At 74.4% G+C, this 14,164-nt stretch carries 16 protein-coding genes; 8 read left to right on the plus strand and 8 right to left on the minus strand.

Annotated features, from left to right (window positions below; genetic code table 11):
• Positions 1–12: 12 nt before the first annotated feature.
• Positions 13–789 carry an LLM class flavin-dependent oxidoreductase gene (locus DMB42_RS29350; protein ID WP_125638501.1) on the minus strand — a complete coding sequence of 259 codons (777 nt, stop codon included), beginning with the start codon at positions 787–789 and terminating at the stop codon, positions 13–15.
• A gap of 140 nt (positions 790–929) precedes the next feature.
• Here DMB42_RS29350 and DMB42_RS29355 point away from each other — a divergent pair, with 140 nt between their 5' ends.
• Together DMB42_RS29355 and DMB42_RS29360 are read left to right on the plus strand one after the other, a co-directional pair.
• A complete protein-coding gene (locus DMB42_RS29355; RefSeq protein WP_125638504.1) occupies positions 930–2,498 on the plus strand; it encodes a PP2C family protein-serine/threonine phosphatase in 1,569 nt (522 codons plus the stop codon).
• A complete protein-coding gene (locus DMB42_RS29360; RefSeq protein WP_125638507.1) occupies positions 2,495–3,529 on the plus strand; it encodes a B12-binding domain-containing protein in 1,035 nt (344 codons plus the stop codon). Before DMB42_RS29355 ends, DMB42_RS29360 begins: the two co-directional genes overlap by 4 nt.
• 13 nt (positions 3,530–3,542) lie before the next feature.
• Here the strand turns inward: DMB42_RS29360 and DMB42_RS29365 are convergent, their stop codons facing one another.
• The 3 genes from DMB42_RS29365 to DMB42_RS29375 form a co-directional block, all read right to left on the minus strand.
• On the minus strand, positions 3,543–4,184 hold the full coding sequence (locus DMB42_RS29365; protein ID WP_125638510.1) for a 4a-hydroxytetrahydrobiopterin dehydratase: 642 nt from the start codon (positions 4,182–4,184) through the stop codon (positions 3,543–3,545).
• Positions 4,185–4,224: 40 nt separating this feature from the next.
• A complete protein-coding gene (locus DMB42_RS29370; protein WP_125638513.1) occupies positions 4,225–4,686 on the minus strand; it encodes a VOC family protein in 462 nt (153 codons plus the stop codon).
• 88 nt (positions 4,687–4,774) lie between these two features.
• Entirely contained in the window at positions 4,775–5,686 is a 912-nt protein-coding gene (locus tag DMB42_RS29375) for a LysR family transcriptional regulator (protein ID WP_125638516.1), read from the minus strand.
• A gap of 72 nt (positions 5,687–5,758) precedes the next feature.
• On the opposite strand from DMB42_RS29375, the gene DMB42_RS29380 reads away from it, so the two are divergent.
• The 4 genes from DMB42_RS29380 (at position 5,759) to DMB42_RS29395 (ending at position 9,492) form a co-directional block, all read left to right on the plus strand.
• On the plus strand, positions 5,759–6,706 hold the full coding sequence (locus DMB42_RS29380; protein ID WP_125638519.1) for an NAD-dependent epimerase/dehydratase family protein: 948 nt from the start codon (positions 5,759–5,761) through the stop codon (positions 6,704–6,706).
• 6 nt (positions 6,707–6,712) lie between these two features.
• Positions 6,713–7,585 (plus strand): aldo/keto reductase, encoded by an 873-nt coding sequence (locus DMB42_RS29385; protein ID WP_125638521.1) that lies wholly within the window; start codon positions 6,713–6,715, stop codon positions 7,583–7,585.
• A 51-nt stretch (positions 7,586–7,636) separates the two neighbouring features.
• Positions 7,637–8,683, plus strand: a complete 1,047-nt coding sequence (locus DMB42_RS29390) for a helix-turn-helix transcriptional regulator (protein ID WP_221762402.1) — start codon at positions 7,637–7,639, stop codon at positions 8,681–8,683.
• Positions 8,684–8,769: 86 nt separating this feature from the next.
• Positions 8,770–9,492 carry a peptidase inhibitor family I36 protein gene (locus DMB42_RS29395; protein WP_125638524.1) on the plus strand — a complete coding sequence of 241 codons (723 nt, stop codon included), beginning with the start codon at positions 8,770–8,772 and terminating at the stop codon, positions 9,490–9,492.
• Between the two features lie 94 nt (positions 9,493–9,586).
• On the opposite strand, the gene DMB42_RS55240 is transcribed toward DMB42_RS29395, so the two are convergent.
• From DMB42_RS55240 to DMB42_RS29405, 3 genes are all read right to left on the minus strand, one after another.
• On the minus strand, positions 9,587–10,078 hold the full coding sequence (locus DMB42_RS55240; RefSeq protein ID WP_260478017.1) for a S8 family serine peptidase: 492 nt from the start codon (positions 10,076–10,078) through the stop codon (positions 9,587–9,589).
• Positions 10,014–10,808 (minus strand): hypothetical protein, encoded by a 795-nt coding sequence (locus DMB42_RS29400; RefSeq protein WP_260478018.1) that lies wholly within the window; start codon positions 10,806–10,808, stop codon positions 10,014–10,016. Before DMB42_RS29400 ends, DMB42_RS55240 begins: the two co-directional genes overlap by 65 nt.
• 96 nt (positions 10,809–10,904) lie before the next feature.
• Positions 10,905–11,855 carry a DMT family transporter gene (locus DMB42_RS29405; protein ID WP_125638527.1) on the minus strand — a complete coding sequence of 317 codons (951 nt, stop codon included), beginning with the start codon at positions 11,853–11,855 and terminating at the stop codon, positions 10,905–10,907.
• 186 nt (positions 11,856–12,041) lie between these two features.
• On the opposite strand from DMB42_RS29405, the gene lexA reads away from it, so the two are divergent.
• Entirely contained in the window at positions 12,042–12,701 is a 660-nt protein-coding gene (gene lexA / locus DMB42_RS29410; RefSeq protein WP_125638530.1) for a transcriptional repressor LexA, read from the plus strand.
• A 3-nt stretch (positions 12,702–12,704) separates the two neighbouring features.
• Here lexA and DMB42_RS29415 read toward each other — a convergent pair whose 3' ends face one another.
• Positions 12,705–13,298, minus strand: coding sequence for a peptide deformylase (locus tag DMB42_RS29415; protein ID WP_125638533.1), 594 nt, complete (start codon positions 13,296–13,298; stop codon positions 12,705–12,707).
• A 166-nt stretch (positions 13,299–13,464) separates the two neighbouring features.
• Between DMB42_RS29415 and DMB42_RS29420 the strand changes: the two genes are divergently transcribed.
• Positions 13,465–14,097 (plus strand): DUF1345 domain-containing protein, encoded by a 633-nt coding sequence (locus DMB42_RS29420; RefSeq protein WP_125638536.1) that lies wholly within the window; start codon positions 13,465–13,467, stop codon positions 14,095–14,097.
• The last annotated feature ends 67 nt before the right edge of the window (positions 14,098–14,164 follow it).

Consider the following 14,164-nt stretch of genomic DNA (forward strand, 5'->3'; position numbering starts at 1 on the left):
CAGGGGACGGGGTCAGCGGGGTGGGCCGGTTTCGATGGTTCTGCGGGCGTCGGCGACGCCGCCGCGCCACCACCCCATGGCCTCCACCCACCACGTCATGCCCGCCGCCGCGTACCCCTTCACCAGGCCGTCGGCGGCGCGGCCCTCAAGGGCGAGGTCGAAACCCTCCAGCGGCCCCCGCTGAGCGGCCAGGAAGTCGGCCACCCGGGCGAACTCCCCGACCGGCACCGGCCGCTCCCGTCCGAAGTCCCGGAAGGTCGGCATCGCGCCGTCCCACCGGGCCGCCCGCCGGAAGCCCGCCCGGATCGGCCTGCGCCCCGGGCACCACACCGGGATGCGCGGCTTCTGGACGGGCCCCGGCGGCAGCCGTTCCCACAGCCGCGTCAGCTCTTCCAGCCCCTGGTCCAGCCGGGCGGCGCGGGCCTTGAGGTCGGGGTCCTCGCCGAAGTCGGCGTACTCGGCGTCGAGCGAGCCGAGCCCCGCGCCGAAGACCAGCCGACCCCCGGACAGCACGTCGAGCGTCGCGGTCTCCTTGGCCACCGTCTGGACGCGCCGTCGCGGCAGGGCCGTCATCAGCACCCCGAGCCTGATCCGCCGGGTGCGGGCCGCGATCGCCGACACCACCACCGTCGGGCTCACCACCGGCCAGCCGGGCTGGTGGTAGAGCAGATGGTCCCAGACGAAGACGCCGTCCCAGCCGTGCTCCTCCGCGCCGACGGCGAGGTCGGTCAGCAGGGCGGGGTCACCGAACTCGCCGACGTTGGGCAGCCCGACAGCGAAGCGCACCATGGGGCAAAGGCTACGCCCGCGTCCCGCGTGGCCGCCCACGCTAAAAATGCGACAAAGACGATTCGGCGTCGACAAAGCCCCGTAGGTCGCGTCAGTAGAGTGACAGTCTCGTAGGCGATCACGAACGGGGCGCGATCGGCATGCTGGGGGAGGACACGCCGTACGCGATGCTGGTCGCCGACGCCTCGGGGACCGTCGAGCAGGCGAACGCGGCCGCCCGGTCGCTGCTGGGCGGCGCGACCCGCCTCACCCCCGACTGGCTCGCCCGGGCCCACCACGACCTCCTCGCCCGCCTGCCCGCCACCGGGGGCGGGACGCCCGAGCCGGTTCGCGGGCCGGTCGGCGGGCGGGTGTTCGAGGCTCACGCCGTACGCGCCGGCCGCGACCGCGTCACCTGGTGGCTGGTCGACGTCACCGCCCGCGAACGCGACATGGAGGTGCTGCGAGCCGAACGGGACTCGGCCGCGTCCATGGTGGAGGCCGCCACCGAGCTGCTGTCCTCGCTCAACCTGGACCGCTGCCTGGAGGTGGCCGCCCGCCTGGCCGTACGGCATCTCGCCCACGCCGCGCGGGTCGTCATTCCGCTGGGCCGACGCCGGTACACGATGGCCTGCCACGACGCCGGCGGCGAGGGGGTGCGCAGGGACCTGGACATCGACCCGCAGGAGATGCCGGGGCTCGCCGAGGCGCTGCGCGCCTACCCGCCGGTGCCCGCCCGCTGGGTGGACCCCGCGCTGACCCCCGCCTGGGTACGGGGCGAGAACCAGGGCGAGGCGCGGGCCGTCGTGGTGATCTCGCTGCCCGGCTACGGACTGCCCGCGGGCGCCCTGATCCTGCTGCGCGACACGGCCGCCTTCTCCCCGGCCGAGGACGTGTTCGCCCGCCTGTTCGCCGCCCGCGCCGGCACGGCGATCGCCATCGCCCGCCTGTACGCCGAGCAGGGAGCCATCACCGAGACGCTGATGGCCGACCTGCTGCCGCCGATGACGCCGTACCTGGAGGTCGCCGACGTGGCGGCCCGCTACCGTGCGGCGGGCCACGGCGCGCAGGTCGGCGGCGACTTCTACGACGTGCACCCCGTCGCCGGAACGGGCGGGGCGGCGCTCGTGGTGCTCGGCGACGTCTCCGGCAAGGGCCTGGAGGCCGCGGTGCTCACCGGCAAGATCCGCAACACGCTGCGGGCCCTGCTGCCGCTGGCCGACGACCACCAGCGCGTCCTGGAACGGCTCAACGACGTGCTGCTCGCCGGGCCCAGCCCGCGCTACGTCACGCTCGTGCTGGCCGGGGTCGAGCGCCGGGGCACGCGGCTGGCGCTGCGGCTGACCAGCGCCGGGCATCCGCCGCCGATGATCGTGCGCAACGACGGCGAGGTGGAGGACGCCCGTACCCGCGGCACCCTGATCGGCCTGCTCGAACAGGTCACCAGCGTGACCGAGACGGTGTTCCTGGACCCCGGCGAGACGTGCCTGCTCTACAGCGACGGCGTCATCGAGGCCAGGGGCGGGCCGCTCGGCGACGAGATGTTCGGCGAGGACCGGCTGCGGGAGGAACTGCGGCGGTGCGCCGGCATGCCGGCCGACGCCCTGGCCGAACGCGTGCAGATGCTCGCCTCGCAGTGGGCCGGCGAGCGGGAGCGCGACGACATCGCCATCGTCGCCGTCGGCGCGCCGCGCGAGGCGCCCGGCCCGTCCGAAGGTGCGGGGACGTGAACGACGAGGCCGAGCGCTGCGCGGAGGCGCTGTGGGCGGCGGCGACGGCCGGCGACGAGTACGCCGCGATCGACGCCGCGCGGGCCGCCCTCGACGCCGGGGTGCCCCTGGAGACCATGCTCCTCGACGTCGTCGCCGTCGCGCAGGCCCGCGTGGGCCTGGACTGGGTGGCCAACCGGCTCACCGTCGCGCAGGAGCACACGGCGACCGCCGTCCACGAGCGGGTGCTGGCCGTCATGGCGCACGAACCGGCCGTGCACGGCCACCGGGCCGGGCCGTCCAAGGGACGGGTGAGCGTGGCGTGCGTGGACGGCGAGTGGCACACCTTCCCCGCCCGGCTGCTGGCCGAGGTGCTGCGGCTGCGCGGCTGGCAGGTCGACTACCTGGGCGCGCACGTGCCCACCGCGCACCTGGTCGTGCACGTGCACAGGACCGCTCCCGGCACGGTCGCGCTGTCGGGGTCGATCGCGACCCGGCTGCCCGCCGCGCACGCGGCCATCACCGCCTGCCAGGCGGCGGGCGTGCCCGTGCTCGTCGGCGGCGCCGCCTTCGGCCCGGACGGACGCTACGCCCGGCTGCTCGGGGCCGACGCCTGGGCGCCCGACGCGCGGGCCGCCGCCGACCTGCTCGACGCCGGGCCGCTGCCGCGCCGGTCCGCGGCCGGGCTGAGCGCCGACCGGCCGCCGCATCTGGCCGGCCACGAGTACACCCTGCTCACCGAACGGGCGCCGGAGCTGGTCAGGGGCGTCATGGCCGACCTGGACGAACGTGTGCCGGTCGCCGAGGGCACGGAACCGGCCGGGCACACCGCCGAGGAGGTCGCCTACGCCGTCGACTTCCTCAGAGCCGCCGTGTACGTCGACGACCCCGCCCTGTTCGCCTCCTTCACCGGCTGGACGGCGCGCATGCTCGCCACGCGGGACGCGCCCGCGCGCCTGCCGGCCGTCATGCTCGACGCGCTGGACGCCCGGCTCGCCGGCCTGCCGCGCACCCGCGAGATCGTCGCCCTGGCCCGCGCCGGGCTGCGCTGATCGCCGTCGCGGATCAGCCGCGCTCCTCCCACGTGCACAGGCAGGCGTGGTTGCCCTCGGGGTCGGCCAGCACCCAGTAGCTCGGCGCCTCGCTGTCGCTCACCAGCCTGCCGCCCGCGGCCACCGCCGCCTCGATCCGGGAGCGAACCTGCGCGGGCTCCACCCACACGTCGAGATGCCAGCGCTGGCGGGGCTCCTCGTCGCCGGACGCCTGGAACCACACGTTCGGCAGCGTCCCGGCGGGGTCGTGCAGGTCGCCGCCCGCGTCGGGCTCCATCCCCGTCATCGCCGCCCAGAACGGCCGCACCGAGGCCCGGTCGGGCGTGTCGAGGCCGAGTTCGAGCAGCGAGACGGCCGAGGAGTCGAGCCGTACGCCCGCGTCGGCGGCCAGGGTGGAGATCGCGCGCGCCAGCCGGACGTCGCGGCCGGTGACCCCGCCCGCGTCGTGGCTGGTCAGCCGGACGTCCACATGCGTGTAACGCAGGTCGAGGTCGGGATGGTGGTTCATCTCCTCGGCCACGGCCCCGACGGCGTCGACGAGCGCGAGCCCGGCGGCGAACGTCTCGGTGTGGATGCGGGTCTGGAGGCCGCGGAGCAGGTGAGCCCACCCGGTCAGCCCCTCCTGTGCGATCTGCGGTCCGGTCAGCTTGGCCATGGCTCATTCTCGCAGGCGCCCGTCCCGGCCGGCGGCAGCCTCAGTCGAGGCAGAACTCGTTGCCCTCCGGGTCGGTCATCACGATGTGGCCGGCGCTCATCGGGGGAGCGGGCTCGTGGCGGGCCACCCGCGTCGCCCCCAGCTTGACGAGCCGTTCGCATTCGGCCTCCAGCGCCGCCATCCGCTCCTCCCCCCGCAGCCCGGGAGCCGCCCGTACGTCGAGGTGCACGCGGTTCTTGGCGGACTTGCCCTCCGGCACCCGCTGGAAGAACAGCCGGGGGCCGCGCCCGTCGGGGTCCTCGATGGCCGAGCGTGTGTCGCGTTCACCGGCGGGGACGCCGATCCCGGCGAGGAAGTCGTCCAGGGCGGGCAGCGGGTCGGCGCCCTCGGGCAGCTCGACCCCGGGCGGGCCGGGGTGCACGTAGCCCAGCACGTCGCGCCAGAACGACGACAGGGCCTTGGGGTCGTGGGCGTCGAAGGTGACCTGGACGTCGCGGCTCATCTGGTTCTCCGTCTCGTGACAAAGGGTTACGGGGCTGCGTACCCCTTCCGCCACTCTGACACCGGCGGCGGACAGGTCGGGTCCGCCATCAGCGGCCGGGCAGGGCTTCCGCCGCCTCGCGCAGCCACTCCACGAGGATCGGCACCAGCGGGTGCTCCTGCCGCCGCCGGCGGGTGGCGATCCCGATGTAGCGGGCCGGCCGCGGCGGGTTCAGCGGCACGAAGGCCAGTCCGGGCGTCTCGCGCGCCAGGCAGATGGACGGCACCAGGCTGACCCCGAGCCCGGCCGCCGTGAGCGCCTGGGCGAGGTGGTAGTCGCTGGTGGAGCCGCTGACCCGCAGCCCGAACCCGGCCGCGGCGGCGTAACCGCGCAGGAACGCCTCCGTCTTCGAGCAGCCGATCACCCACGGCTGCTCGGCCAGCTCGGTCAGGTCCACCGACGCCCGGCCCGCCAGCGGATGGGCGGCGGGCAGCGCCACCGACATCGGGTCCTCGGCCAGCGGCGTCCAGCTCAGGCCCGTACGGTCCCCGGGCAGCACCGGCAGCGGCCCGTCGAAGTGGTAGGCGACGGCCAGGTCGGCCTCGCCCCGCCGGACCAGGGGCAGGCTGTCCTCCGGCTCCCGCTCGACCACGTTCGTCTCCACCTGGGGATGGGCGGCCACGAACCGCGACAGCACGCCGGGCAGCAGCGCGCGGCCCCCGCTGGTGAAGGTGGCGACGGTCAGCCGCCTCCGGCCGGAGGCCAGCTCGTCGATGCGCTCCCGGGCGTGCCGCAGCTCGGCCGCGATCGTCTCGGCCGTCTCCACGAGCAGCCGGCCCGGCTCGGTGAGGGCCACGCCGCGCGTGCTGCGGGTGACGACGGGCGTGCCGAGCTGCCGTTCCAGCGCGGCGATCTGCTGGGAGACGGCGGACGGCGTGAGCAGCAGCGCGGCCGCCGCCCGGTTGAAGCTGCCGTGCGCGGCCACCTCCCGCAGCACCCTGAGCCGGTGGGCGTCGATCAACAGTTCTCCTTAATACGGGGCCAGCAAGTCACCACTACCACTGTGGACCCCGTTCGGGCCAGTCTTGGCCGCATGCCCCAGATCTGCGTCATCGGCGGCAGCCGCTACTTCGGCCGCCACCTGATCCGCCTGCTCCAGGACGACGGACACCACGTGACCGTGGTCAACCGCGGCTCGGCGGCGCCCCCCGCCGGGGCCGACCACGTCGTCGCCGACCGGGCGGACGCGGCGGCCCTCACCCGCGCCCTGGCCGGCCGGACCTTCGACGCCGTCGTGGACCAGGTCTGCTACACACCGCTGCACGCCGACGTCGCCCGCCGCGTCTTCGCCGGCCGCACCGCCCGCTACGTGATGACCTCCACCATGGAGGTCTACGACCCGGCCACCTCGCCTTTCCTGCTGCCCCCGGCCGCTACGCCGGTCCGGGAGGAGACCGTCGAGGCCGCGTCCTGGCCGGTGGACCCGGACCTGCCGTGGCGGTCGCCGGAGGCCCTGTCCCGCCTGCTGGGCGAGGCGGGCTCGTACGCGGAGGGCAAGCGGCAGGCCGAGGCGGTGTTCGCCCGGGACCCGGTCTTCCCGTTCGTCGCCGTACGCAGCGCCCACGTCCTGGGCGGCGGGGCGGCCGACTTCACCGGCCGCCTGCGGCACTACGTGGACCGCGTACGCGCCGGGCTGCCGGTCGCCGTGCACCGCGACCCGGCCCCCACGTCGTTCGTGCACCACGAGGAGATCGCCGCGTTCCTGCACTGGACGGCCACCCGGTCCGTGGCAACCGGCGCGCTCAACGCCGCCTCCCACGGCGCGCTCACCGTCACCGGCCTGTGCACAGCGATCGCCGCCGCGACGGACGCGCCCGCTCCCGCCTACCGCGTCGTGACCGGCGGCGAGCCGGCCTCGCCGTTCTCCTTCGACCGCCCGTACGCCATCGACAACGGCCGGGCCACAGCGCTCGGCTTCCCGTTCACCGAGGTCGCCGGCTGGCTCCCGCGGGCCGTCGCCGACCTCCTCCAGGAGAGCTGAGCCATCATGATCACCCGTCGCCTCGGCACCGCCGACGTCAGCGCCGTCGGCCTCGGCGCCATGCCGCTGTCCATCGAGGACCGCATCGACCGCGCCCGCGCGATCGCCACCGTGCACGCCGCCCTCGACGCCGGCATCACCCTGATCGACACGGCCGACTCCTACCACTGGCACGCCGGCGAGCTCGGCCACAACGAGGAACTGCTGGCCGAGGCCCTGGCCGCCCGGCCCGGCGACGGCGTGCTGGTCGCCACCAAGGGCGGGCGCGGCCGTCCCGGCGACGGCACCTGGACGGTCGACGGCCGTCCCGCCCACATCAGGGCCGCCTGCGAGGGCTCGCTGCGCCGCCTGCGCGTGCCGGAGATCGGCCTCTACCAGCTGCACAAGCCCGACCCGGCGGTCCCGTGGGCCGAGTCGGTGGGCGCGCTGCGCGACCTCCTCGACGCCGGGCTCGTCGTCGCGGCCGGCGTCTCCAACGTGACCTCCGACCAGATCCGCGAGGCCAGGGACATCCTCGGCGACTCCCTCGTCTCGGTCCAGAACCGCTTCAGCCCCCAGCACCGCGACAGCCTGCCCGAACTGCGGCTCTGCGACCGTCTCGGCATCGCCTTCCTCCCGTGGAGCCCCCTGGGCGGCATCGCCCGCAGCGCCCTGGACGGCCCCGGCTCGGCCCCGCCGCGCACCCCGTTCCACGAGGTGGCCGAGGAACGCGGCACGACGCCGCAGCAGGTCTGCCTGGCCTGGCACCTGGCCCAGTCCGAGCACGTCATCCCCATCCCGGGCGCCACCCGCCGCGAGTCGGTCCGCGCCTCGGCCCAGGCGACGTCCCTGCCCCTGACCCGGGAGGAACTACGCCGACTGGACACCTTCGGTAGTTGACCGACCACTATCCGCTTGCCATGGGAGGGCCGGACGTGCTGACGTGGGCCCGTGAGTTCATGCCTGGACCGTGCGGTCCGCGAGTTGCGCGCGCTCATGGGCCGGGGCGTCGACGCCGAGCACGTCGGGGCCGCCGTGTCCGCGGCCATCGCCCCGCTGCTGCGGCACGACGCCCTGCGCCTGGTCGGCACCAGCCCGGCGACCGGGCTCGGCCAGGGCTCGTTCAGCTTCTGGCACCGGTACGAACGCGAGCTGGCCCTGTCCCTGCTCGCCCACCGCCGCGCCCACGGCGATCCCTGCCGGCCCGCGTCCCTGGCCCGGCTGCGGGTGCCGGTCGCGGTGGCCGGCGCCGCCGGGGGGAGGGCGCGGCGGGCGTTCGTGGCCTGCGGGGCCTCCGGCGAGTTGCGGCTGCTGCTGCGCGACCCGCGCGGCGGCGTCTGGGGCCTGCTCGGGCTGGTACGCGCCTGCGACGAGCCGCCCTTCACCGACGACGACCTGCGCAGGGCGGCACTGCTCGCCCCCGCCCTGATGACCGTGCTGCGCGGGTACGTCACCGCCGCCCCGCTGGCCCCCACCATGCCCGCCCTGCCCGCCGGGGTGATCGTCGTCGGCCCCGACCAGGGGATCCGCGCGGTGACCCCGCAGGCCCAGGCGTGGCTCGACCGGCTGCGCTGCCCCGACCGGCACGGCGTGCACGCCTGGCTGGCCGACACGTTCGGCGCGGCGCTGGCGGCCGACGCCGTCGAGCACGTACGCGGTGCCGCCGCCGACCGGCCGATCATCTGCGCCCCGGCGGCCCGCTACGGCCGCTGGCTCGCCGTCGAGGGCCAGGCCCTGGACCAGGACGGCACGGGCGACGTGGCCGTGGTGATCCAGTCGGCCTCCGGCGCGCTGATGTTGCCCTCGTTCTGCGACTGGTACGCCCTCACCCCCCGCGAACGCGGCGTACTGGACCTGCTGTGCCGGGGAGCCGCGCCGAAGCAGATCACGGTGCTGCTCGACCTGTCCGGGCACACCGTGCACGACCACCTCAAAGCGGTCTTCCGCAAGACCGGCGCGAGCGGCCGGGACGAGCTCATGGCCGCCTTCACCACCTGAACGCCATCCCCAACACTGGGGGGCTGTCCGGGCCGCCGCCCCGCCCGACCATGAAGGAGCACACAGCACTACCAGGGGAGGCACCCATGACCCAGATCTCAACCCCCGCCCGCCGCCAGGTCGAGCGTTTCCTGGAGTTCTCCGACCAAGTCGGGGGCCTGGAGGAGGCCGACGTACTGGCACTCCTGCGCGACCAGGGCATCACCACGCTGGAGGCGCTCGTCGGCAAGGCGGTCCGGGCACCCCGCTCGGCGCCGCCCACGCCGATGGACCCCGCCCGTACGCCGGCCCGGGCCGTCCGGGCCAAGATCGCGCCCGTGCAGCCCGTCACGCACCCCGCGCCCGCCATGGCGGTGGTCGTGGACGGCGTCGAGCACGACCCGGCGGACCTGACGCGCTACGACGGCCGTCCGCTGACGTACCTGTACCACCCCGAGCGCCTGACCGCGCTCACCGACGACACCGCGATCAACGGCGCCCTGTGGGCCTCGGCGCAACTGCGCGACCCGCGCCCGGCCACGCAGGGCCAGGTGCAGATGTTCGAGCACGTGGAGTACGGCGGCGACTGGTTCTGGTGCGGCGCGCGCCTGGCCCACAACGACCTGACCGACGTCTACCACGGCCCGCTGCACCTGCACGACTGGAACGACGTCATCAGCTCCATCGGCGCCACGAACTGCACGGTCCGCTACTACGAGCACATCAACTTCGCCGGCAGCTCCATCATCGTCTCCCCCTACTCCGACATCCCGACCCTCGTCCCCAGCGGCTGGAACGACCGCATCTCCTCGGTCTGGAACCACGGCTGACCCCTGACCCGCCGGCCCGCGCAGGGCCCTCTCCCCGGCGGGCGGCGGCGCCGCGTACCCGTGTCGCGCGCGGGCACGCGGCGCCGCCGCGCCTTCAGGCGGCCTGGACGCGGTGCGAGCGGAGCGCGGCCAGGACGGCGGGCGGGTTGACGATGCCGTAGCCGTAGTCATGGTCGAAGCCGACCGTGCTGCGGTCCTCGGCGGTGCGGTCGAGCAGCGTGCGGAGCTGCGCGGGGGACAGCTTGGCCGAGGTGTGGCGGGTGCGCAGGGCGGCGATGACGCCGGCGACGACCGGGCAGGAGGTGGAGGTGCCGGTGTCGGGCGTGCCGGGCCCGCTGATCTCCGAGCCGGTGTAGTGGGTGTACGCGGCCAGGTCGGGCTTGTGGTCGCCGAGCCGGGCCGGGCCCTGCGAGGAGTAGCCGACACGCTCGCCGTGGGTGTCGACCCCGGCCACCGTGACCACCTTGGGATGGCCCTTGCCGCCGACGATGTCGGTGAACCCGCAGTCCGCCGCCGGGCAGTCACGGCCGCAGTTGCCCGCCGCGAACACGATGTCGGCCCCGGCGTGCTCCAGGTTGGAGATCATGACGTTGAACGGGTGCGCCGGAGTAGGCGGCCACGGCGTCGGACAGCATGCCCTCGACCGAGCCCTTCCTGCTCCGCAGGACGGCGATGTCGAACAGCGTCGAGCGCGGCGCGGCGAGCTGGGTGTTGAACGCGCACAGGCTGCCGTGCTCGACCGGGTAGGCGCCGGGGGTCGGGGTGACGCCCGGCGGGGCCCAGCTGCGCGCGGCGTCCAGGGTGACCTGGCGGCCGAGCTTGCCGCTCACGTGGTCGGCGTTGACGCCGCCGTCCACGACGGCCAGGGTGACGCCGTGGCCGTCGTAGCCGGCCGCGCGCAGGTCGTTGACGCGCAGCAGCCGTTCGACGTCGTGCCAGTCGCCGACGGGGCCGGTGTCGGCGCAGGTGAGGTGCGGGCGGATGACCGGGTCGGCGAACACGCCGACGATCTCGCGTACGGACGACGACAGCAGCGCCAGCCTGGACGCCAGGTCGTCGTCGCCGGGCTCGCCGCGCACCAGCACGCTGGCGTGCTCGGCCGACAGGGAGAAGCCGCGCGGCCGGCTCAGCGCCGACAGCAGGCCGCCAGAGGGCGAGCTGGGCATCGCGCGCGCCAGGGCCAGGGGGGAGAACGCCTGGTCCAGGACGATTCCCGGCAGGTCACCTGCCACGTCGGCGACCGTGGCGGTGACGCCGGGGTCGAGGACGGCTTCGACGGTTTCGCGGGCGGGGCGGAGCTGGATCAGGACACGCAAGGCTCCACTCCTTTCTCTGGACGGGATGGGAGACTCGTTGCCTTCTCCTTGTAAATACCCACTGTAGTGAATCAACTACTTATGGTAGCGATAGCACTACCTTGCCGGAGAGATCACCTCTTTGTCGCCGCCCTGCCGGGACGGACGCCGCCGGGTCGCGGTCTGGGCGAGCAGCGCGCCGGACAACATGACCGCGCCGCCCGCGACCTGGAACCCGCCCATCCCCTCTCCGACCAGCCCCCAGGCCGCCACCGCCCCGCCGACGACCTCCAGCGACGCCACGGTCGCCCCCACCGCCGCCGACAGCCGCCGTACGGCGTTCACCCCCAGCACGTACGCCACCACGCTCGCGATCACCACCATCCACAGGAAGGCGGCCAGTACGGGCAGCGTCCGGGCGCCGGCGGCGGGCGTGACGGACACCGTGAACGCCTCCCACCGCAGGTCCCACGGACGCGCGAACGGGATCAGCGCCACGGCCGCGCCCGCCATCCCCCAGGCGATGAGCCCGAGCGGGTGCACCTCGTCCCCGAAGCTATCGTTCATCAGGAAATAGCCGGCGGAGCAGGCTCCGGCCAGCAATCCCAGGCCCAGGCCCAGCCCGTCCAGCCGCAGGTCGTGCCACACCTCGGCGACGACCCCGAGCCCGGCCACCGCGAGGACCGCCCCGGCGTAGGCGGCCCGGGGGAGCCGGATCCCGCGTACGAGCCGCACCCACGCCGCCACCATCACCGGCGCCAGGTACACCAGCAGCAGCGCGATCCCCACCGGCAGGCGGGTGATCGCGGCGAAGTACAGCGACTGCACCCCGGCCACCGCCATGACCGCGTACAGCGCCACGAACGGCCACCTGGACCGCGGGACCCGCAACGCCCCCGGCCTGACGGCGGCCAGCACGGCCAGCAGCAGCAACCCCGCCGCCGCCATCCGCGCCCACACGGCCTCGATCGGCGTCAGCCCCGCCGCGATGAGGTACTTGGCCATCGGCCCCGAGAACGCGAAACACGACGAGGACCCGAGCGCGAGCACCAGCCCCGCACGCCTCATTCCCACCACCACAGTCGCCGCCGCCAGGAAGCCCCGACCCTGGCACGCCGGGCGTCGCCGCGGCAACGCGATTTCCCCTCCCTCCGCTTCCCCCCCGCAGGCGGCGGCCGGTGCCCTCGCGGCCGGGATCGCCCGTTCCGCCGGTGGTCGCCACCGCGCCGGGCGGGTGACCTCTAGCATTTCCCTGTGACCACCTACGACGACCATGACGTGTTCGAGCACCTGAACGTCTCGGCCCTGCCTCAGCGCCAGCAGCGGATCCTGGCCGCGATCCGCGACTGGGTGGTCGGACACGGCTACGCGCCGAGCGCGCGCGAGATCGGCCAGGCGGTCGGGCTGCGCTCGCCCTCGTCGGTCTCCCGGCACCTGAGAAGCCTGGAGGAGAAGGGTTTCCTCAGCCGCGGCCGGGCGGCGACCCGCCCGATCGACGTACGTCTGTTCCTGCGGCCCCTGTCGTCCGGGTCCGGGGGAGACATGGTGAGCGTCCCCGTGGTCGGCGACATCGCCGCGGGCGCGCCCATCCTGGCCGACGAGCACCTCGACGACACCCTGACCCTGCCCCGCGACCTCACCGGCCGCGGCACCGTCTTCGGACTGCGGGTGCGCGGCGACTCGATGGTCGACGCGGCGATCTGCGACGGAGACATCGTCGTGGTGCGCCAGCAGCCCGAGGCCCACTCAGGCCAGATCGTCGCCGCGATGATCGACGGCGAGGCCACGGTCAAGGTGTTCCGCCGGCGCGGCGGGCACGTCCTGCTCGAACCGCGCAACCCCCGCTACGACGTCATCGACGGCGACGAGGCCGTGGTGCTGGGCATCGTGGTCTCGGTCCTGCGCAGCGTGTAGCGGTCAGCCGGCCGCGGGGGTCCAGAAGCGTTCGTGGTTGGCGGTGGTCGACAGCGAGCGGGGATCGGCGCGGTCGAGGTAGAGGGTGCCGTTCAGGTGGTCGGTCTCGTGCTGGGCGATCCGCGCCGGCCAGCCGGACAACTCCGTCTCGTACGCGCGCCCGCCGCCGTCGAGGGCCGACAACCGTACCCGGGCGTGGCGGGAGACGACCGCGGTCAGCCCCTCCACGCTGAGGCAGCCCTCGTGGAAGGCGCGGTAGCCGGTGCCGACCGGCGTGACGACCGGGTTGACGAGCTCCAGCGGCGGTTGCGGCACACGTTCGCGCTCGGCGGCGAGGCCGGGCGGCAGTTCGGCGGGATCCTCGATGACCGCGAGCGCCAGCGGGATGCCGACCTGCGGCGCGGCGAGGCCCACGCCGACGCCCGGCAGGTGCCTGAACATCGCGTCGAGCAGCTCGCGCAGGAGGCCGTCGGAGAGCTGGCCGTCGTACGGCTCGGCCGTCCGGCGCAGCACGGGGTCGCCGATCTGGGTGACGGACCACGGCCTGGGGGCCGCCAGCAGGGCGTGCACCCGCTCGGTCAGCTCCTCGGCGCTCACGACCGGCCGCCCGCCGGGCCGGGGACGTAAGGGGTGTTCATGGGCTGAGGGGGTCCTTTCGCTCGACGGTCACCCAGCAGACGGTAGAGCATGCGGGTGCCGCGAGCCCGCGCTCGGCCCGTTTCATCCGGTTTGAACTGCGGAGACGCGGCTACCATCCAAGTGCATGAGCATCTGGTTGCCGCTCGACGCCGTACCCCGCCTCGCGGGCGCGGTGGCCGTCGGGATCGCGGCCGGCGTGGCCGTCGGGCTGCCGGCCGACGCCCCGCTGGGCGCGCTGACCGCCATCGCCGTGACCGAGCTGGTGTTCGTCGTGGCGGGCTGGGCGGTGATGTGGCCGATGGACGCCGACGCCACCCACCGCAACGTCCGGCGCGAGGACTTCCGGCCCGTCGCCGAGGAACTGGTGGTCGTCGGGGTCGCGTCGTGCGGGCTGGTCGCCATCGTGCTGCTGCTCCTGCGCGGCGGGCCCGACACCGGCCACGTCGCCGCCGCCACCGCGCTCTGCGGCGTGTTCATGGCCTGGGCCGCCCTCCACCTCATGTACGCGACCCGCTACGCCTACGCCTACTACGCGGGGGCCGGCGGCATCGACTTCAACTCCGAGCAGCCGCCCGCGTACCGGGACTTCTTCTACTTCAGTTACAACCTCGGCATGACGTACCAGGTGTCGGACACGTCCGTTTCGAGCTCGGCGATCCGCGCGGTGGTCCTGCGGCACACCCTCCTGTCGTACGTCTTCGGCACCGGCATCCTCGCCACCGCCATCAACCTCGTGGCCGGGATGATCACGGGCTGAATCGCCGCACGTCGGAGCAGGCCGGTTGTCTTGGGTAAAGAGGACTGGAAACAATCATAGAGTAGTT

Origin of the sequence: Nonomuraea sp. WAC 01424, assembly GCF_003947315.1 — a bacterium.
Lineage (GTDB): Bacteria > Actinomycetota > Actinomycetes > Streptosporangiales > Streptosporangiaceae > Nonomuraea > Nonomuraea spiralis.

Coding starts and splice junctions, on each gene's coding strand:
- DMB42_RS29350 (WP_125638501.1), bottom strand. CDS start 789: ATGGTGCGCTTCGCTGTCGGGCTGCCCAACGTCGGCGAGTTCGGTGAC.
- DMB42_RS29355 (WP_125638504.1), top strand. CDS start 930: ATGCTGGGGGAGGACACGCCGTACGCGATGCTGGTCGCCGACGCCTCG.
- DMB42_RS29365 (WP_125638510.1), bottom strand. CDS start 4,184: ATGGCCAAGCTGACCGGACCGCAGATCGCACAGGAGGGGCTGACCGGG.
- DMB42_RS29370 (WP_125638513.1), bottom strand. CDS start 4,686: ATGAGCCGCGACGTCCAGGTCACCTTCGACGCCCACGACCCCAAGGCC.
- DMB42_RS29380 (WP_125638519.1), top strand. CDS start 5,759: ATGCCCCAGATCTGCGTCATCGGCGGCAGCCGCTACTTCGGCCGCCAC.
- DMB42_RS29385 (WP_125638521.1), top strand. CDS start 6,713: ATGATCACCCGTCGCCTCGGCACCGCCGACGTCAGCGCCGTCGGCCTC.
- DMB42_RS29395 (WP_125638524.1), top strand. CDS start 8,770: ATGACCCAGATCTCAACCCCCGCCCGCCGCCAGGTCGAGCGTTTCCTG.
- DMB42_RS55240 (WP_260478017.1), bottom strand. CDS start 10,078: ATGATCTCCAACCTGGAGCACGCCGGGGCCGACATCGTGTTCGCGGCG.
- DMB42_RS29405 (WP_125638527.1), bottom strand. CDS start 11,855: ATGAGGCGTGCGGGGCTGGTGCTCGCGCTCGGGTCCTCGTCGTGTTTC.
- DMB42_RS29420 (WP_125638536.1), top strand. CDS start 13,465: ATGAGCATCTGGTTGCCGCTCGACGCCGTACCCCGCCTCGCGGGCGCG.